This window comes from Paraburkholderia sp. RL17-368-BIF-A (assembly GCF_046054045.1).
GTDB classification, from domain to species: domain Bacteria; phylum Pseudomonadota; class Gammaproteobacteria; order Burkholderiales; family Burkholderiaceae; genus Paraburkholderia; species Paraburkholderia graminis.
Map to the genome: position 1 here is coordinate 26,935 of NZ_JARESN010000009.1, position 18,502 is coordinate 45,436.

Sequence of the window (18,502 nt, forward strand, 5' to 3'; positions counted from 1 at the left end):
ATAGAACAACAGGAGCGACTACGCGATGCCGAAGAAAAAGATCCTGCTGAACGCGTTCAATATGAATGCGGTCGGCCACATCAATCATGGCTTGTGGACGCATCCGCGGGATCGCTCTGCGCACTACACGGATCTCGACTACTGGACGAGTCTCGCGCAGACGCTCGAACGCGGCAAGTTCGACGGCATCTTTCTCGCGGATATCGTCGGCGTATACGACGTTTATCAAAACGGTCCCGATACGCCGTTGCGCGAGGCGGTGCAGATTCCGATCAACGACCCGGCGCTCATCGTGCCTGCAATGGCGCATGTGACGCGGCATATCGGCTTTGGCGTCACGTCGAATCTCACGTATGAGCCGCCGTATCTGTTCGCGCGCCGCATGTCGACGCTCGACCATCTGACCAAAGGCCGCGTGGGCTGGAATATCGTGACCGGCTATCTGGACAGCGCCGCGCGCGGCATGGGACTCGCGCAGCAGATCAGTCACGACGACCGCTATGATCGCGCCGACGATTACATGGACGTGGTCTATAAGCTCTGGGAGCAAAGCTGGGAAGACGACGCCGTGGTGCGCGACCGCGCCGCACGCATTTTTTCGCAGCCGGGCAAGGTGCATCGCGTGAAGCATGACGGTCCCTACTATTCGCTCGACGCGATTCATTTGAGTGAGCCTTCTCCGCAACGCACGCCGGTTTTGTATCAGGCGGGTTCTTCGAGCCGCGGGGTGGATTTCGCGGCGCGTCATGCGGAGTGCGTGTTTGTCGGCGGACAGAACAAGCAGTTGACGCGTTCCATTGTCGACGACATTCGCGCGCGAGCCGTGAGCTTTGGGCGCGCGCCCGACGACATCAAGATCTTCGCGGGCATTACGGTAGTGGTCGGCGAAACGGAGCGCGCGGCGCAGGAGAAGTTCGAAGAGTACCGGCGTTATGCAAGCGCTGAAGGAGGCATCGCGCACTTTTCCAGCTCGACAGGTATCGACTTTTCGCAATACGAGTTGGACGAGCCGATCTCGTATGTGAAGACGGAGTCGATGCAATCCGCGGTCGAAGCCATTTCCAAAAAGAGCGTGAGCGGCGTGTGGACCAAACGCAAAGTGCTCGAACAGATGACGCTCGGCGGTCGCGCGAAACCGGTGGTCGGCTCGCCGCAGCAGATTGCCGACGAACTCGTGTCGTGGATCGAAGAAGCGGGCGTGGATGGCTTTAATCTGACGCGCACGGTGATGCCGGAATCGTTCGAGGACTTCGTGGATCTCGTCGTGCCCGAACTGCAAAACCGCGGCGTCTACAAGGAAGACTACGATCCCGCGCCGACTTTGCGCGAGAAGCTGTTCGGCGGCGGCCGCGCGCGTTTGCCCGATGTACATGCCGGCGCGCAGCATCGGCGCGCGCTTGCAAACGTCGAGCAAACCGCGTAAGTCTGACAGGAGCAAAGCATGGCTAATCTTTTCGATGTGCCGCAGTTCATTCAGGACGCGCCGTCGCGCGCAGCCGAACCTGTTTCGAACGCGGCGCCGACGCAGGCCGCTGTCGTATTCGACAACGTAGGCAAAGTGTTTGCGGGCACGCGCGGCGCGTCGACCGCGGCTCTCGCGGACGTCACGTTGAACGTTGCGCGCGGCGAAGTGTTCGGCATTATCGGGCGCAGCGGCGCGGGCAAATCGACGTTGCTGCGGCTCGTCAACGGACTCGAAAAGCCGAGCTCGGGCGCGGTGCGAGTGAATGGCGTAAGTGTCGGCGAACTCGACGAACGCGGACTCGTGACGCTGCGCCGACGCATCGGCATGGTGTTTCAGCACTTCAATCTGCTGTCCGCGAAGACGGTGCGCGAGAACATCGCGTTGCCGCTCAAAATTGCGGGCGTGCCGAAGGCGGCAATCGACGCGAAGGTCGATGCATTGCTCGAACTCGTCGGTCTGGCGGCGAAGCGCGATGCGTATCCGGCCAGTTTGTCAGGCGGGCAGAAGCAGCGCGTCGGCATTGCACGCGCGCTCGTTACGGACCCCGACATTCTTCTCTGCGACGAGGCCACGTCCGCACTCGATCCCGAAACGACGCAGGCGATTCTCGCACTGCTGCGCGACATTAATCGGCGCCTGAAGCTGACTGTTGTTCTAATCACGCACGAAATGCAGGTGATTCGTGAAGTGTGCGATACGGTTGCCGTGATCGAGCGTGGCCGTGTGGTCGAAACGGGCCCGGTGTGGCGCGTATTCGGCGAGCCGCAGCACGATGCCACGCGAGCGTTGCTGCGCACGCTGGTGCATGATTTGCCCGCCGATCTCGCGGAGCGCGTGAAGCCGCTCGCCGATATCGAGCAAGCCGACGCACGCGTTCTGCTCGACGTGCGCTTCACCGGCGATGACGCGCGCGACCCCGATCTCGCCGGCCTCGCGTCCGCGCTCAGCGTCGACGGAAGTAGCGTGAGTTTCGTGCATGGCGGCATCGACCGGATTCAGGGGCATGCGCAAGGGCGCCTGATCGTGTCGGCGCAAATGCGCGCGAACGGACGCGCGAGCGTGCATGCGCAGATCGCCGCATTGCTCGAACGCGCGCGCGGCCACGCGAATCATGTCGAGGTGCTGGGCTATGTCTGAGCTCTGGCTTTCCGAACTCGTCGGTGCGATACGCGATACGGTGCTGATGGTCGGCATCTCCGCGTTGATCGCGGCGCTCGTCGGCATTCCGTTGGCGCTGGTGCTGGTCACGACCACGCGCGGCGGCATCTTCGAAAAGCGTGCGGTGAACAGCACGCTCGGCGCGCTCGTCAATGCATTCCGCTCGACGCCGTTCATCATTCTGCTGGTCGCATTGCTGCCGCTCACGCGCTTACTCATCGGCACGACGATCGGCGTGTGGGCAGCGGTCGTGCCGCTTAGCATCGCCGCGATTCCGTTTCTCGCGCGCGTGGCCGAAGTGAGTCTGCGTGAAGTGGACCGTGGATTGATCGAAGCAGCGCAGGCGATGGGCGCCCAGCGCCGGCATATCATCTGGCATGTGCTGTTGCCGGAAGCGTTGCCCGGCATTGTCGGCGGCTTCACGATCACGGTGGTCGCGATGATCGGCTCTTCCGCGATGGCGGGCGCGGTCGGCGCGGGCGGCCTCGGCGATCTGGCGATCCGCTACGGCTATCAGCGTTTCGATACCACGGTGATGGTCACGGTCATCGCGTTGCTGATTGCAATCGTGACGGCGGTGCAACTGGTGGGCGATCGCTTCGTGCGGCGGCTCGCGCAACGCGGGTGATGAGGCGGCTTCGTGCATCGAACGAATGCAGGGTACTCGCAAAGCAGCGGCCATACAGCGCTTTCGCATGACGAATAACGCCGCTCCTATCGGTTGCCAGCATCACCGCCTATCATGAAACCTGCTGGATGACGGTCGTGAGCCTCTCGTGAGCGTTGCGAGCACGGTCCCATCCACACCGCAAACATCATCACTGGAAACAGCATGAACGATTCAGGTCACGCCGCGGCGCTGCACGCGCGCGAGGCGTCCGCCGCGCCGGCGGTGCGAGATCTCACCGGTCTGCTCGACGCATTGCATGCGAGCGCCGCGCAACGCGATCTTGCCGGCGGCCATGCCGCACAGGAAAAACAGTGGATCGCCGACGCCGGCCTGCTCACACTCGCCGTGCCGCGCGAATTCGGCGGCGAGGGCGCATCGTGGCCGCATATCTATCAGGTGATTCGCAAGATCGCGCAGGTCGACAGTGCGCTTGCTCATCTGCTCGGCTTCACTTTCCTGCAGGAAGTGAGCGTCAATGTGTGGGGCAATGCCGAACAGCGCGCGCGCTATTTGAGCGGCACAGTCAAGGAACGCTGGTGGTGGGGCAATGCGGTGAATCCGCTCGATACGCGCCTCGTTGCAAGTGCAACGATCGACGGCGGCTATCTTCTGAACGGCCAGAAGGGCTTTTGCTCAGGCACGCGCGGCTCGCAGATGATGACGGTTTCCGCACAAGACCCGCTCACCGGCAATTCCGTATTCGCAGTGGTGCCGACCACGCGCGAGGGCATCACCGTCAATGAGGACTGGAATCCGATCGGGCAGCGGCAGACCGACAGCGGCAGCGTTTCATTCGCGCAGGTCAGGGTCGAGCCGGATGAAGTGCTGCATCGCGCGGACACGCCGTACGCGAGTTTGCGCACGCTCGTCTCGCAGCAGGTGATGACCAATCTGTTCGTCGGCATTGCACAAGGTGCGCTCGACGAAGCCCGCGCGTATGTCACGCAATACGGCAAACCGTGGCTGACTTCGGGCGTGGCCAAAGCGACCGACGATCCGTATCTGATCCAGCGCTTCGGCGAAATGCGCATCCAGGCGGTGTGCGCCGAGGCGCTGGCGGAACGCGCCGCGCAGGCGCTCGACGCCGCGTGGCGCGAAGGCCCCTCGCTGTCCGCCGAAGCGCGCGCACATGTGGCGCTCGCCACATCCGAAGCGAAAATCGTCGCCCATCGCGCGGCGCTCGACGTCAGCGAAAAACTGTTCGATGCATGCGGCGCGCGCGCCACGCACGGGCCGCTTGCGCTCGACCGCTTCTGGCGCAACGCGCGCGTGCACACGCTGCACGATCCGCTCGACTATCGCGTGCGCGATGTCGGCCGTTATGCACTGAGCGGGACATTGCCGGAAATTTCTTTGTACACTTGAGGCGGTCCGCGGCGCAGCCATGCTGCGCGGCGGTTTTATTCCTCCTCGAGAGATTCCCGGATTGCAGTTCAAACTACCGACCACGGCAACGGCGCCGTTTTGTCCATCCGAAGTGCAAGGCTCGGTCGCCGTCTCGCAAGGCGCGCCTTTCTGGAAGAAGATCCTGCAGTTCGCGGGCCCCGGCCTGCTGGTTTCGATCGGCTATATGGACCCCGGCAACTGGGCGACCGACATCGAGGCCGGCTCGCGTTACGGCTACAGCCTGTTGTTCGTCGTCATGCTCTCGAGTCTCGCGGCGATGGCGCTGCAATGCCTGAGCATGCGTCTTGGCATCGTCACCGGGCGCGATCTCGCTGAACTATCGCGAGCGCGTTATTCGCCGGCCGTCGCGCGGTTCCAATGGTTGCTCGCCGAGTTGTCGATCATCGCGTGCGATCTCGCCGAAGTGCTCGGCGGCGCGCTTGCATTCCATCTGCTCTTCAAATGCTCGCTGACCACGGGCGTGCTGCTCACGGCATTCGACACGCTGATCGTGCTCGGCCTGAAGGGCAAAAATTTCCGCGATCTCGAAGCGATCATGCTCGGCCTGATCGCGACGATCGGCGTCGGCTATATCGTCGAACTGGCGCTCGTGAAGCCGCATTGGCCGTCGGTCGCGCAAGGGCTGATTCCGTCGTGGCAGGCGCTGAGTTCGCGCGAGCCGATGTATCTCGCGATCGGCATTCTCGGCGCGACCGTGATGCCGCATAACCTGTATCTGCATTCGTCGATCGTGCAGACGCGCGCGGTCAAGCGCGATCCCGCGAGCATCGGCTCCGCAATCGGCATGTCGCGCATCGACACCATCGCTTCGCTGCTGCTCGCGTTGATGATCAACATGGCGATCCTGATTCTCGCGGCCGCTGCGTTTCATGCAACCGGCCACAATCAGGTCACCGAAATCGAAGACGCGTACAAGCTGCTCGCGCCGATTGTCGGCACCGGCTTCGCGGCGGTGTTGTTCGCGGTCACGCTGCTGGCATCGGGACAAAGCTCGACCTTCACCGGCACGGTCGCGGGACAGGTCATCATGGAAGGCTTTCTGAAGCTGAAGATTCCTTGCTGGCAGCGTCGCTTCATCACACGCGCGCTTGCGCTGATTCCCGCGCTGATCGGCGTGCAGATGATGGGCAACGGCGCGGTGGGCAAACTGCTCGTCGCAAGCCAGGTCGTGTTGAGTCTGCAATTGCCGTTCGCGCTTTATCCGCTGATCCGCATGACGGGCGACCGTTCGCTGATGGGCGAGTTCGCGAATACGCTGCTGACGAGAATCGTCGCGTGGTCGCTGTTTGCGGTGATTACTGCGGCGAATCTCTGGCTTGTCGTGCAGACGGTGGGACTGGCGGGGTAAGAGAACAGCGCAGCACCAAACAAAAAAGTCCGCGCAGAATTTGTTCTGCGCGGACTTTTTCTTGAGGCTTCGGTACGAATCGGGCGGACCAGCCGTCATCGTGGGTCCAACGAGTTGCCTGGCTCAGGCGGCTTGAGCGACCTGCGCGACCTGCGCAGCTTCCATTGCTTCCTGGCGAGCCGCTGCGGCCTTCTTCGTCTTGCCGGCACGCGACGGCGGCTGGCATGCGCCGCACACCACGTTGTGCTGCAAGTCGTGCTTGTGCGCGACGAACTTGCCGGTGCAACGGCAGCACTTCGTCAGTTGCAGAATGTCGGCGTCGAAGAAACGCACCAGCGTCCACGCGCGCGTCAAGTCCAGCACCGGTTCGGTTTCGCTGTGCTTGCAGTGCTCGAGATACAGCCGATATCCCTTCGTCAGCGCGTCGAGATGCGAGCAGCGCGCTTCGTTCTTGAGGAACAGGTACGTGTTGTAGAACAGCGAAGCGTGAATGTTCGCGAGCCACGTCATGTACCAGTCCGCCGAGAACGGCAGCATGCCCTTGGGCGGCGATACGCCCTTCACCTCACGATACAGGCGGATCATGCGATCGCGCGAGAGCGTCAACTCGCTCTCGAGCACCTGCATGCGTGCGCCCAGTTCGATCAGCGCGATGGCGCGAAACACTTCTTGTGCGTCTTCCGTCAGGCTACGCTTAAGCATCGCAGTCACCCTATTAGGCAAATTGCTCGGCGGGCTGGCCTGCAAGCAGGATGGCCGCGTGAGTCGGTGCAACTGCGGTGTGCTTCGTCGTTTGCGTCAACGCCGACAACATCGAGTGGTCGTTGAAGCGGAAGAAGCACAAAAGCTGATCGGAAGAGGCCAGCTTGACGATCTGCGCGAGCGACAGCCCGGCAAGCAGATCGGCCAGTTCCGACGACAAGCCCAGACGGAACATGCCGACGGGTTTGTCCTCACGCAACATGCGTTGCGCAAGCATGATGTACGACAGGTTAATCTCGCGGATTGAGTCCAGCGTCTCGCTGCTACGGTCCATTTTCTGTGTTTCCGAAGCCCCGAATTACTAAGTCGGCTTTTTGCCGTTATCTCTTTTGTGCCTCGCCGAAAACGTTGTCCTTCGGCTACGGGTCGCTCGGTTGATACAGATGGCGACCTTTTGATACATCGCGTTACATTTCGTAACAGCTTGGGACGAATTGTATGAAGGGCAAAACAAGAAATCAATCCCTTCTCGAAAAAATATCTCAAAAAGATGCATCAAATTTCGGTAAGAATTTCACCGGCCTGTAATAGGCGATGCTACACGGCTTTTGCGGCCGTGCCGACAATGGTCTGATCCATGAAAACCCTTGTGCGGCGGGGATGAGGGCGTATCGTCCGCGCAACAGCGGATCGTTGTGCGCACAACCGGTAAATAAGTCTGAATGAAAGGGAAAGAGAAAAGCCGAAGAAAAATGTGTAATAAATACCGTCGGCTTTTCGTGCTTTGGGGACAGAAGACAGTTGTAACGGACTGCTGCCGCCCCGGTTACAAACCAAGGCGACTTTGTAACTTCCCCGGTGCGAATCAGCAGCCGGTGCGACGTACCCGTTCGACTTCGAGGCCGAACGCGGGCCGCAGGCGCGTGCCTAGCACGTTGCCGGCAAACGCCGCGACGAGCCACAGCCAGCCGTGCAGGCTGCCGGAGACGATGCCGCTGAAGTACGCGCCGATGTTACAGCCGTAGGCGAGGCGCGCGCCGTAGCCGAGCAGCAGGCCGCCGACCACGGCCGCGATCAGCGAACGCATCGGCACTTTCCAGACCGGCGCGTAACGCCCGGCGAGCGCGGCGGCGGCCATCGCGCCGAGAATGATGCCGACGTCCATCACGGTCGTGACGTCGTGTGTAACAGGCGCTGCGAGCGCGCCCGCGTTCGCGCGGGTCGCCCAGTACGGCCAGCTCGCGACGTCTATCCCGAGCGCGGCGAAGAGCTTTGCGCCCCACAGCGCGAACGCCGAGGTGACGCCCCACGGGCGGCCCGACAGCGCGAGCGTCGCGAAGTTGAGCAGCACGAGGGCGAGCGCGCCGACGAACAGCGGCCACGGCCCTTGCAGCCACGGCGACGCACGCGGCGGGCGCGCCGCCTCGTTGACGAGAGCTCCGTGCCGGCGCCGTTCGACGAGCACTGTCAGCGCGGCGATGGCCGCGAAAATCGCCAGATTGAGCGCGATGGCGCTGCCTGCGCCGAGCGTCGTCACCATCGAGAGCGGCTTGAGCGACGGGAGCGCGGTCCAGAACGGCATATGCGCGGTGGCCACGACGGAGCCGGTGACGAACGCGGCGAGCGTGACGATCATTCGCGTGCTGCCGCCGCCGACCGTGTACAGCGTGCCGGACGCGCAACCGCCGCCAAGCTGCATGCCGACGCCGAACATGAACGCGCCGACCACCACGGAGGTGCCCGCGGGCGCGACCAGACCGACAACCGGATGCCCAAACAGGCTGCCCGACGCGAGCGCCGGGAAGAACAGCACGACGCCGACGGCGAGCATCAGCATCTGCGCGCGAAGGCCGGCGCCGCGGCCATCGGCTATAAATACGCGCCACGCCGACGTAAAGCCGAATGCCGCGTGATAGAGCGACAGGCCGAGCAGCGCGCCGACTATATAGAGCGCGGCCTGGCGGCCGCTGACCGTCTGCGCCAGATAGACGGCGCCGAGCGCGATCAGCAGCAGCGCCGCGGCAAGCGGTTTGGGGTTGAGGTCGAAGCGGCGCGGGGCGCGCGAAAGCGGAGTGGAGAGATCGGACATGATGAGTACGGTAGGCGGACTTTGGCGCGGCGGCGGCTCGCGACGTGAACGTCGTCGGGAGGCTCAGCGCGCTGGGTCGACACATGCAAAGTGGATCGAAAAAGATAGCACGTGGGGGAGATTCGCGCAGAGGGGCGGGGCGTGCGTTGGGTGAGCGCGGCGCTCGCGTATGTGTCTCGGTCGAGAGGGACGCTAGCGTATGTGCGTTGGTTCGGCAGTGCTCTGGCGTGTGCCTGTCGGTTCAGCGTGGCGCTGGCTGCGTTCCGTTGAGCGTCACGCCGCCGTGCGCGGGCGGTTGAGCGGAGCGCTGGCATATGCGGTCCGTTGAACGCCACGCCGCCGTCTGCGGTCGCTCAAGCGCTGTGCCGGCGTCTGCGGTCCGTTGAGCGTCGCGTCGCCGTGTGCGGTTGGTCAAGCGGAGCGCTGTCATATGCGTTCTGGTCCCGCCTGTTCGCGGCCACGAGCTGAGCCCGCAGGCCGCAATCAACTCCACGATCCTGACCGCAACCTCGCGGCGCTGCTTCAGGCGACGCGTGAGAGGGCGTCGCCGATCCTGCGGGCGGTCCGGCGTTGCGTCGCGCGTACAAGCGACTACGCAGCCACGCGACCACGCAGCCACGCAGCCACGCAGCCACTCGACCACTCGACCACTCGACCACTCGACCACGCTTTCACGCGCCGGCAGCCGTCTCCCTGTCCGCAGCGCCGTCCACGCGCTGCTTCTCCGCGAAGTCCCGCAGTGCGGCCGCGGTTTGCGGATCCGCCGGAAAGAACGCCTCAATGGCGAGTTCAGATAGCGTCACGTCCACTGGCGTGCCGAACACCGTCGTCGTGCTGAAGAACGACAGCACGCCAAGCGGCGTGCGCAGCCGCAGCGGCACGGCGATCTGGTTGAGCGGGCTATCGGCGGCATCGGGCGCGGCGGCGCCGGGCGGGCTCGGGTAAGCAGCCAGCTCGTCGCGCAGCGCGCTGAGGGTGTCGTCGCCGCTTACGTCGATTTGCCGTTGCAGCCGCGCGAGCACGTGCTCGCGCCACGCGTGCCAGTTGACGATCGACGACGCAATGCCTTCCGGATGCAGGCTCAGGCGCAACGCGTTGACGGGCGGCTTCAGCAATTGGGGACTCGCGCCCGCGAGCAGCGGTGCGAGCGCATTGTTGGTGGCGACGATCGTCCAGTGACGGTCGATGGCAAGCGCCGGATACGGCTCGTGGCCCTTCAGCACCAGCTCGACGGCCTCGCGCGCGGCGCTCAGTTGCGGGTCCGACAGCGGACGCTCGCGGAACAGCGGCGCGTATCCCGCGGCGACCAGCAGCGCGTTGCGCGCGCGCAGCGGCACGTCGAGGCGCTCGGCGAGATGCATCACCATTTCGCGGCTCGGCGTCGCGCGGCCGGATTCGACGAAGCTCAGATGCCGCGTCGAGATGTCGGCTTCGGCGGCGAGCAGCAATTGGCTCATTCGCCGACGCTGCCGCCATTCACGCAGCAGATCGCCGACGCTGCGGCTGGCCGTGGGCGGCGCCGACGCGGCGCCTTGCGCAAGAGAAAGTGTGTTCATGCCACCGATGATAGCCAAAGCGCCGCGGCAATCCATTACCTGGGAGGTAATGGGTGGGGCGTGTCGCACGTCGTTTGTGGCTTGACGCTCGCCGCGTGTAGCCGCACCTCGCTGCCCCTCTCGTCGCGCATGGCTGCGCCTCGCCGCTAGCCGTCCCGTCGCTCGTGTCGCCGCCCGCCGCGCGTGGCCGCACCTCGCTGCCGCTCTCGCCGCGCGTGGCCGCGCCTCGCTTCCGCTCTCGCCGCGCAGTGCTACGCCTCGCCGCTGGCTGTCCCACCGCTGGCCGTCCCCGTCCCGTCGCTCCCGCTGCCGCTCGCCGCGCGTGGCCGCACCTCGCTGCTCCTCTCGCTGCGCATGGCTACGCCTCGCCACCCCAGCCGCCACATTGCCCCGCCCACCGCAGCACCCCGATTACCTGCCACGTAATCGACCGACGTCGCGCAAACCGCGAATCTTCACTCCGAGCCCGCCGCACGCGACCCGCGTGCCGAGCGTAGCGCTCTATCACGCCATAGGAGTGGGAGATGAACGCGCATACCAACCTGATCGACCGTTATTTCGATGCATGGAACGAGACCGACGGCGCGCGCCGCCGAGAACTTATCGCCGCGACGTGGGCACGCGACGCCGACTATCGCGACCCGCTGATGACCGGCGCGTGCCACGACGGCATCGACGCGATGATCCAGGCCGTGCAGGAGCGCTTTGCCGGTCACACGTTTCGCCGCTCGACCGACGTCGACGGCTTCGGCAATCGCCTGCGCTTTTCGTGGGAACTCGTGACGCCCGCCGGCGATGCGATCGTCAAGGGCTCCGACTTCGGCACGGTCGACGCGCACGGGCGCCTTCAGTCCGTGACCGGCTTCCTCGACCAGGTGCCAGCGGGCGCCTGAGCGGCCACCGCCAATCGCAATTAGCCATCGCCAATCACCACCGCCCATCTTTCATGGAGAGCATCATGCACGAGCCCGCCGGCGTCACGACTCGTTCGCCCGTCAGAACGTTCGCGCGATTCGCTGCCGCGATGGACGCGTTCTCCGGCGCGATCGCCGGCTTCGCGCTGCTCGCCGGCACGCGCGCGTTCATGTTCACCGCGTTGCTCGGCTGGCGCGAACCGGTGCTCGGCGGCGCGGGGCTGATGCTGCTCGCGATCATCGGATGGTTGCGGTGGCGTTGCCGCGGCAAGAGGCGTGGGGCGTCCGGCGCGCCCGGCGCGTCTTGCGCGGCGCACTGAATCTCTCCGAAGCGCGCGACGTTGCTTGCTACAATCGTTTGCCGTATTGCGATCAAGGCAATCGATTCAATCCATTCGAATAACCGCAAGCAACTTGCATGGAGACACAGTGCTAAAGAACCTCGATCCCCTGCTTAACGCCGACATCCTGCATGCACTACGCTCAATGGGTCACGGCGACGAACTCGTGATCTGCGACGCGAACTTTCCGGGCAACTCGGTCGCGCATTCCACGGTGCTCGGCAAGCTGCTTCATCTGGACGGCGTGAGCGCGCCGCGTGCGGTCCGCGCCGTGCTTTCCGTGCTGCCGCTCGATACCTTCATCGAGCAACCGGCGTCGCGGATGGAAGTCGTCGGCGAGCCGCATACCATTCCGGCCGTGCAGCGCGAGGCGCAGATCGAGGTCAATGCCGCCGAGGGGCGCGAGGTGCCGTTTGCATCCATCGAACGCTTCGCGTTTTACGAGCGCGCGCGCAAAGCGTATTGCGTGATCGCGACGGGTGAAGACCGTGGCTACGGCTGCTTCGTCTTCACGAAAGGCGTGCTGCTCGCGCCGGACGCGCCGCGTTGATCGTGCACGACGCCGCCGGTTCGCGGCGTCAGCGTCGGTGAAGACGTTTGAAGCCAATCGTGCCGCCGGGCATCCCGGGCGTCGCAGACTACGCATCCAACGCTTGCCCGCCTTGGAAAGCGCGGGCAATCCACTTATGCTCAGAGGCAAAGCAGGGAACTGTGGCCCTTTCACCGGGTCTGCTGCTTATTCATCTACAGGAGCACCTCATGACGCGTCCCGTCGATTCCGGCGTTATTCTCATCGCGCGTATCGCGCTTGCCGTTCTGTTCCTGTGGGGCGGCGTGATGAAACTGCTGGGCTATGCGGGCTTTGTCGGCTACCTGCATTCGAAGGGCGTGCCGTTCGTGCAGATCGCCGCGCCGATCGCCACCGCCGTGGAGGCATTGGGCGGCCTGCTGCTGATCGTCGGCTTCAAGGTGCGTCCGCTCGCGCTCATCATGGCGGTCTATACGGTGGCAACCGCGGTCCTGGGCCACGACTTCTGGAATGTGACCGACGCCGCCTTGCAGCGCGACATGGTGATTCATTTCTGGAAAAACATCGGTATCGCCGGTGGTTTTCTGCTGCTGTTCGTGACCGGCGCGGGGCGTATCAGTATCGACGGTGCGCGCGCGCCGCGCAGCGGGTTGGGCCTTTGAGCGCCCGCGTTCACGATTTAGCCGGTTCGACCGGCTGCCGTATTCGGCCGCAATCAAGGGAGCACATATGATTCAAAGTTTCGAGCAATCCATTGGGGGCAAGGTGCTGCAGTTGTGCGCGAGTCTTGGCGAAGGGCCCACGCCGCATCGCGTGATCATCAGCCTTGCCGATTCCGCGAAAACGCTCGTCGTTCTCGATGCGTCCGGATTCCTGGGCGCGATCAAGGCAGAGATCGAAGAGCCGGAAAAACTGATCGCCGATGCAATCAGCAAGGCGCAAAACGAAGGGCTGATCGAAGCCGCGATCAACACCGGCACGATTCAGGAAGCGCCGCTGTAGCTCGCCGGCGCAGTGGTGCAGGGCGCGCTCGTGGCTGAGCGCCGGATAGACGCCGGATAGACGCCGGATAGACGCCCGATAGACCGCTGACGACCCCTGTGGCCTCGAGCCGCCGGGGTCGTTTTTTATTGCGCGTGCGTTTAAAGGCGAGCCGAGACGAACGAACGCGAACCGAGACGCGGCGCACGAAGCCTCGACAGCCAGTCTGCAACATCAGCGCGAATTGCCCACGCGCACGGAGTCCGCGTCGCCCCGCGCCGTCGACGACGAATGCGGCTGCGGATGCACGAGGCAACTCATCACGCCGCCGAACACCAGCAGCCCGACCGAGATCGCCGTCGCCGTTTGCATGCCCGAAACGATTTGCGTCGCCGCGGAGCCGCTCGCGAGCGCGCCGAAGGCGGCCACGCCCACCGCGCCACCCGCCTGGCGCGCCGTGTTCAATACCGCCGATGCCGTGCCCGCGCGCCGCGCTTCCACCGATGCCAGCACGGCGGTCGTCATCGCCGGCACGGCGAGCCCCATGCCGGACGGGATCAGCAGGAACGGCAGCAGCAAGCCGATGAGCGGCGTGCCGGCATCGACGAAATGCAGCAGGCCGTAGCCGAGCCCGGCGGTGATGGCGCCGGCGATCATTGGCACACGCACGCCGAAGCGCCCGACCACCCAGCCGCTCGCCACGTTCGAAATCAGGAAGCCGCCGGTCAGCGGCAAAAACGCGAGCCCGGCCTGCAACGGCGTGTAGCCGCGCGCCCGCTGCAAATACAGGCTCAGCACGAAGACCATGCCGTAATAAGTCATGTTCACGCAGATGCCGAACAGCACGGCCGCGCTGAAGCTGCGCTTGCCGAAGAGTGAGAGCGGCAGCATCGGCGCGCGCGCCCGCACTTCGACGGCGACGAAGGCGCCGCCCGCGAGCGCCGCGAGCACGAAGCCGCCCGCGACGAGCGGATGAGTGAGCCCCAGCGGCCGCCATTCGATCACGGCGGCGACAAACGCCGTCAACGCGACGATAGCGAGCGACTGGCCGCCGAGGTCGATGCCGCGCGGGCTGGTATCCGCTTTCGCGGCGGCCTGCGGACGCGGCACCCACAGCAAGGTCGCGAGAAAGCCGGCGGCGCAAATCGGCAGATTGACGAGGAAAATGCTGCGCCAGCCGAAGGCCGCGATCAGCAGGCCGCCCAACACCGGGCCTGCGGCGATCGAAATGGCTCCCGAGGCCGTCCACAGTCCGACCGCGCGGGCGCGAAGTTTCGGGTCGTGCCCGTACGACTGGTTGAGCAGCGCCAACGAATTCGGCAGCATCGCGGCGGCGCCGACGCCTTGCAGCGCGCGGGCCGCGACGAGCATCGGCGCGTCGAGCGCGAGGCCGCAGGCAAGCGACGCCAGCGCGAACAGCACGATGCCTGCCGCATACAGCCGGCGCGCGCCGAAGCGGTCGCCGAGCGCGCCGGCCGACAGCATCAGCACGGCGAAGGCGAGCGTGTACGCATCGACGACCCATTGCAGGCCCGCGACGTTCGCGTGCAGATTCGCGCCGATCTGCGGCAGCGCAATATTGACGATGGTCACGTCCAGCTGCGTGACGACGAAGCCGACGCTGACGGTCGCGAGCACGCGGCCGAGGGCGGGCGAAACGGGTGTTTTTTGGGAGTTCATGCGACACATCGTAGGCCGATGGCGCGCCCGATGTTTCGGGCCGGCGTGAAGTGTCGATGTCGGTGGAAGACCGTGCAGGATATGCGCTCAGTCGCGTCGCCGCCTGAACGAACGCACTCGCTCGCACATGCGAAAACGGCGCGCCTGCAAAGGCGCGCCGTTCGCGTCATTCATGAGCGCACACGCAGGATCAGCGCTTGTACGGCGCGTCCTTGATGAAGAGCGCAGTCAGCGCGCCCAGCACGCAGATCGTGCCGACGTACAACGGCGCGGCCATCGGGTTCGATTTCATCATCAGCGAGACGGCGATCGGCGTCAGTCCGCCGAAGATCGCGTACGCGACGTTGTACGAAAACGAGATGCCCGAGAAGCGCACGACCGGCGGAAAGGCTTTCACCATCACGAACGGAATCGCGCCGATCACGCCGACCAGCAGGCCGGTCACGCCGTACAGCGGCACGAGCGTGGACGTATCGACGGCGAGCTGCTGGAACATCGCATAGTAGGTCGCCGCCAGCGCCAGGCCGCCGATGAAAATCGTGCGTCCCGCGCCGACGCGCCCGGCGATCGAGCCCGCCATCACGCAGCCGATCGTCAGGCACAGCGTCGCCACGCAGTTCGCGAGCAGCGCGGTGGCCGGCGCGATGTGAAACTGCTTTTGCAGCAGCGTCGGCGTCATCAGGATCACGACGACGATCGCGGCCGACAGCATCCACGTAAGCAGCATCGACACGATGACCGCGCGGCCGTGGTCGCGCAGCACGGCCTTGAGCGGCACTTCGGCGGCAATCGCCTTGCGTTGCTTGAGTTCGGCGAACACCGGCGTCTCGTGCAGCCAGCGGCGCAGATAAACCGAAAACATGCCGAACACGCCGCCGATCAGGAACGGAATGCGCCACGCGTAATCGGCGATTTCAGCAGGCACGAAATTGCGATTCACCGCCGACGCGATCAGCGAGCCGAGCAGGATGCCCGCCGTCAGCCCGGCCGTCAGCGTGCCGCACGCGTAGCCGATGTGCCGCTCGGGCACGTGCTCGGAGACGAACACCCACGCGCCCGGCACCTCGCCGCCGACCGCCGCGCCCTGCATCACGCGAAACAGCAGCAGAAGAACCGGCGCCATTACGCCGATGCTCGCGTAAGTAGGCAGGAGACCCATCATCAGCGTCGGCACGGACATGAGCAGCACGCTTAGCGTGAACATGCGCTTGCGGCCGAACAGATCGCCGAAGTGCGCCATGATGATGCCGCCGAGCGGCCGCGCCAGATAACCCGCGGCGAAGATGCCGAAGGTCTGCACCTGGCGCAGCCAGTCCGGCATCGCGGCCGGAAAGAATAGCTGGCCGATTGCCGGCGCAAAAAACACGAAGATGATGAAGTCGTAGAACTCGAGTGCGCCGCCCAGGGCCGCGAGGCCGAGCGTTTTATAGTCGCTGCGCCCAAGCGGGCGTGGGGTGACAGCCTGCGCTCCACCCAGATTTGTCGCTTGCATTGCTATGTCGTTGTGTTGAATTGGAAACCACGTGTGGCGTGGAAAAACGGCGCTCGTCGGGCGAGAAGTGTGGCAACGGCTGGGTAGAGCGCGGGACACCGGCGCGCCGTCCCGGGTAGGGCGGCGCGATGACGAAGTAAGCCAACCGGCGATTTTACAGGATGAAAGCGATTCGCCTCGGGAAGTGCTTAATTAGATTGGGAAAGTTCTGCTTGAGTCCGCGTTTCGTGGCGGGCTTGGGGAAAGCCGGGCCTGGGTACAGGAAGTCGGCTGTAGTCCGTCGGCGATTCGTCGAGCGGATTCGTCTGAGCAAACGCTAAATTAGGATTGGTCCTATGGGATAGCGCGGGTGGGCCTTCGAGAATCGCGTCCACGCCATCAGTTATGAGTCATCCCATGCGCATTGCCATTCTCCAACGTGATCCCGTCATGCGTCAGTCGATTGAAAAGATTCTGACGAGCGCCGGCCATACCTGCGCGGGCTACGACGACGGTCTCACCATGTCGAAAACGCTTGCCCGATCCACCGTGGATCTGCTGGTGCTGGACTGGCACGGCACGCGCCTGTCGGGCACCGAGGTGTTGCGCACGGCGCGCGCGGTCGGCGGCGACCGGATGCCGGTGATTTTCGTGTCGCGCGACACGTCCGAGGAGAGCATGGTGCGCGCGTTCGTCAACGGCGCCGACGACTACGCGTCACTGCCGCTGCGCCCGGCCGAATTCCGCGAGCGCGTCACGGCGTTGCTGCGGCGCGCCTATCCGGAGCGCTTCGGCACCGCGAGCTTCGACGTGGGCCCGTACCGCTTCGACACGCATCGCCAGGTCGTCATGCTGCGCGGCCAGCCGGTCGCGTTGTCCGGCACGCAATACCGGCTCGCCTCGCTGTTCTTCTCGAACATTGGCCGCGTGATGTCGCGCGATCACATTTTCGCGATGGTGTGGGGCCGCGAATTCCGCGAGTTCACGCGCACCATCGACAGCCACGTGTCGCGGCTGCGTCTGTTGCTCGCAATCGAGCCGCAAAACGAGTTTCGCCTGCAGCCGGTTTATAAGAGCGGCTACAGGCTGCTGCATCTGCGTCACGAGGACGCCGTGCATGCGCAGCCGCAGGCGGCCTGAAGCCTTTATTCACGCTCAAACTCGCACACCGGCACTCGCTCAAAGGCGCGGCAATTGCGGCCGCGTTTCTAGCGCCTTGCGGATCAACGCTTCCACCGCCGCGCGCTCGTCGCCGGCAAGCGGCAGGCGCGGCGGGCGGACCGGCTCCGTGCCGAGTCCCACCATCGCTTCGGCGAGCTTGATGTTCTGGACGAGTTTCGACGATACGTCGAGCGCGAGCAGCGGCGCGAACCAGCGGTAAATCGCCCGCGCTTCTTCCAGGCGTCCCGCTTTCAACAGCTTGTAGATCGCCACCGTCTCATGCGGAAACGCGCACACGAGACCGGCCACCCAGCCATGCGCGCCCATCAGGATGGCTTCCATCGCGAGATTGTCGACGCCGCACAGAATCGCGAAGCGGTCGCCGACCGCGTTGATCAGATCGGTCACGCGCCGCACGTCGCCGCATGATTCCTTGATCGCGACGATCTTTTTCTCGTCGGCGATTTCGGCGAACATCTCGGGCGTCATATCGACGCCGTACGCGAGCGGATTGTTGTAGATCATCAGCGGCAGCGCGCTTGCGTCGGCGACGCTGCGAAAGTGATGCAGCGTCTCGCGCCGATCGGACAGATAGCGCAGACCCGGCAGCACCATGAAACCGGCCGCGCCGTGCCGGCCGCCGTGTTCGGCCTGGCGGCAGGCGTCGAGCGTGCTGTTTTCCGCGATCGTCAGCAGCACCGGCACGCGGCCGCGCGAGGCGTCCACGGCGATGTCGAGCACTTCCAGCTTTTCGTCGAGCGAGAGCGTCGACGCTTCGCCAAGCGATCCGCACACGATGATGCCGTCCACGCCCGCGTCGATCTGCGCTTCGATATTCTTTGCGGTCCACGCACGGTCTATGCTGAAATCCGCGTTGAACTTGGTGGTGACCGCCGGCAATACGCCTTCCCAGATATGCGCCACGACTGCTCTCCTGAATGTGATGAGTCGAAGCACAGTGTAAGCAGCGAAAACGCCGCCGTCTTGCGTCAATCGCGCGTGGCGGATGACGATTTCGGCATAGTGGGGT

Annotated in this window: 18 protein-coding genes; 11 read left to right on the forward strand and 7 right to left on the reverse strand. The window is 64.6% G+C overall.

Going from position 1 to position 18,502, the window contains the following annotated elements; translation table 11 throughout:
- Positions 1-25: 25 nt before the first annotated feature.
- The 5 genes from P0D87_RS17075 to P0D87_RS17095 all read left to right on the forward strand — a co-directional run bounded on the left by P0D87_RS17075 (position 26) and on the right by P0D87_RS17095 (position 6,048).
- Positions 26-1,423 carry an LLM class flavin-dependent oxidoreductase gene (locus tag P0D87_RS17075; RefSeq protein WP_053860082.1) on the forward strand — a complete coding sequence of 466 codons (1,398 nt, stop codon included), beginning with the start codon at positions 26-28 and terminating at the stop codon, positions 1,421-1,423.
- A gap of 18 nt (positions 1,424-1,441) precedes the next feature.
- Entirely contained in the window at positions 1,442-2,602 is a 1,161-nt protein-coding gene (locus P0D87_RS17080; protein ID WP_053860083.1) for a methionine ABC transporter ATP-binding protein, read from the forward strand.
- Entirely contained in the window at positions 2,595-3,251 is a 657-nt protein-coding gene (locus tag P0D87_RS17085) for a methionine ABC transporter permease (RefSeq protein ID WP_053860084.1), read from the forward strand. Before P0D87_RS17080 ends, P0D87_RS17085 begins: the two co-directional genes overlap by 8 nt.
- Before the next feature lie 204 nt (positions 3,252-3,455).
- Positions 3,456-4,658, forward strand: coding sequence for an acyl-CoA dehydrogenase family protein (locus P0D87_RS17090; RefSeq protein ID WP_053860085.1), 1,203 nt, complete (start codon positions 3,456-3,458; stop codon positions 4,656-4,658).
- Between the two features lie 61 nt (positions 4,659-4,719).
- Positions 4,720-6,048, forward strand: a complete 1,329-nt coding sequence (locus tag P0D87_RS17095; protein WP_029970124.1) for an Nramp family divalent metal transporter — start codon at positions 4,720-4,722, stop codon at positions 6,046-6,048.
- A 123-nt stretch (positions 6,049-6,171) separates the two neighbouring features.
- On the opposite strand, the gene flhC is transcribed toward P0D87_RS17095, so the two are convergent.
- From flhC to P0D87_RS17115, 4 genes are all read right to left on the reverse strand, one after another.
- Positions 6,172-6,750, reverse strand: a complete 579-nt coding sequence (flhC, locus tag P0D87_RS17100; protein ID WP_006052743.1) for a flagellar transcriptional regulator FlhC — start codon at positions 6,748-6,750, stop codon at positions 6,172-6,174.
- Between the two features lie 13 nt (positions 6,751-6,763).
- Complete coding sequence (flhD, locus tag P0D87_RS17105; RefSeq protein WP_006052742.1) at positions 6,764-7,084, reverse strand: flagellar transcriptional regulator FlhD; 321 nt, start codon at positions 7,082-7,084, stop codon at positions 6,764-6,766.
- A gap of 531 nt (positions 7,085-7,615) precedes the next feature.
- Positions 7,616-8,839: a YeeE/YedE family protein gene (locus tag P0D87_RS17110; protein WP_053860086.1), complete on the reverse strand. Its 1,224-nt coding sequence runs from the start codon at positions 8,837-8,839 to the stop codon at positions 7,616-7,618.
- Positions 8,840-9,510: 671 nt separating this feature from the next.
- Positions 9,511-10,395, reverse strand: coding sequence for a helix-turn-helix domain-containing protein (locus tag P0D87_RS17115; RefSeq protein ID WP_321175821.1), 885 nt, complete (start codon positions 10,393-10,395; stop codon positions 9,511-9,513).
- 524 nt (positions 10,396-10,919) lie between these two features.
- Between P0D87_RS17115 and P0D87_RS17120 the strand changes: the two genes are divergently transcribed.
- The 5 genes from P0D87_RS17120 (at position 10,920) to P0D87_RS17140 (ending at position 13,181) form a co-directional block, all read left to right on the forward strand.
- Positions 10,920-11,288: a nuclear transport factor 2 family protein gene (locus tag P0D87_RS17120; RefSeq protein ID WP_006052739.1), complete on the forward strand. Its 369-nt coding sequence runs from the start codon at positions 10,920-10,922 to the stop codon at positions 11,286-11,288.
- Positions 11,289-11,353: 65 nt separating this feature from the next.
- Positions 11,354-11,629 carry a hypothetical protein gene (locus P0D87_RS17125; protein ID WP_006052738.1) on the forward strand — a complete coding sequence of 92 codons (276 nt, stop codon included), beginning with the start codon at positions 11,354-11,356 and terminating at the stop codon, positions 11,627-11,629.
- 109 nt (positions 11,630-11,738) lie between these two features.
- Positions 11,739-12,200 carry an RbsD/FucU family protein gene (locus P0D87_RS17130; protein WP_006052737.1) on the forward strand — a complete coding sequence of 154 codons (462 nt, stop codon included), beginning with the start codon at positions 11,739-11,741 and terminating at the stop codon, positions 12,198-12,200.
- 209 nt (positions 12,201-12,409) lie between these two features.
- Positions 12,410-12,841 carry a DoxX family protein gene (locus P0D87_RS17135; protein WP_006052736.1) on the forward strand — a complete coding sequence of 144 codons (432 nt, stop codon included), beginning with the start codon at positions 12,410-12,412 and terminating at the stop codon, positions 12,839-12,841.
- Positions 12,842-12,908: 67 nt separating this feature from the next.
- A complete protein-coding gene (locus tag P0D87_RS17140; RefSeq protein WP_006052735.1) occupies positions 12,909-13,181 on the forward strand; it encodes a hypothetical protein in 273 nt (90 codons plus the stop codon).
- A 213-nt stretch (positions 13,182-13,394) separates the two neighbouring features.
- On the opposite strand, the gene P0D87_RS17145 is transcribed toward P0D87_RS17140, so the two are convergent.
- Positions 13,395-14,849: an MFS transporter gene (locus P0D87_RS17145; protein WP_149029235.1), complete on the reverse strand. Its 1,455-nt coding sequence runs from the start codon at positions 14,847-14,849 to the stop codon at positions 13,395-13,397.
- Between the two features lie 181 nt (positions 14,850-15,030).
- On the reverse strand, positions 15,031-16,332 hold the full coding sequence (locus P0D87_RS17150) for an MFS transporter (RefSeq protein ID WP_053860089.1): 1,302 nt from the start codon (positions 16,330-16,332) through the stop codon (positions 15,031-15,033).
- Between the two features lie 396 nt (positions 16,333-16,728).
- Between P0D87_RS17150 and P0D87_RS17155 the strand changes: the two genes are divergently transcribed.
- Positions 16,729-17,451: a response regulator transcription factor gene (locus P0D87_RS17155; protein WP_006052731.1), complete on the forward strand. Its 723-nt coding sequence runs from the start codon at positions 16,729-16,731 to the stop codon at positions 17,449-17,451.
- Between the two features lie 39 nt (positions 17,452-17,490).
- Here the strand turns inward: P0D87_RS17155 and P0D87_RS17160 are convergent, their stop codons facing one another.
- Positions 17,491-18,396 (reverse strand): dihydrodipicolinate synthase family protein, encoded by a 906-nt coding sequence (locus tag P0D87_RS17160; protein WP_053860090.1) that lies wholly within the window; start codon positions 18,394-18,396, stop codon positions 17,491-17,493.
- Between the last annotated feature and the right edge of the window lie 106 nt (positions 18,397-18,502).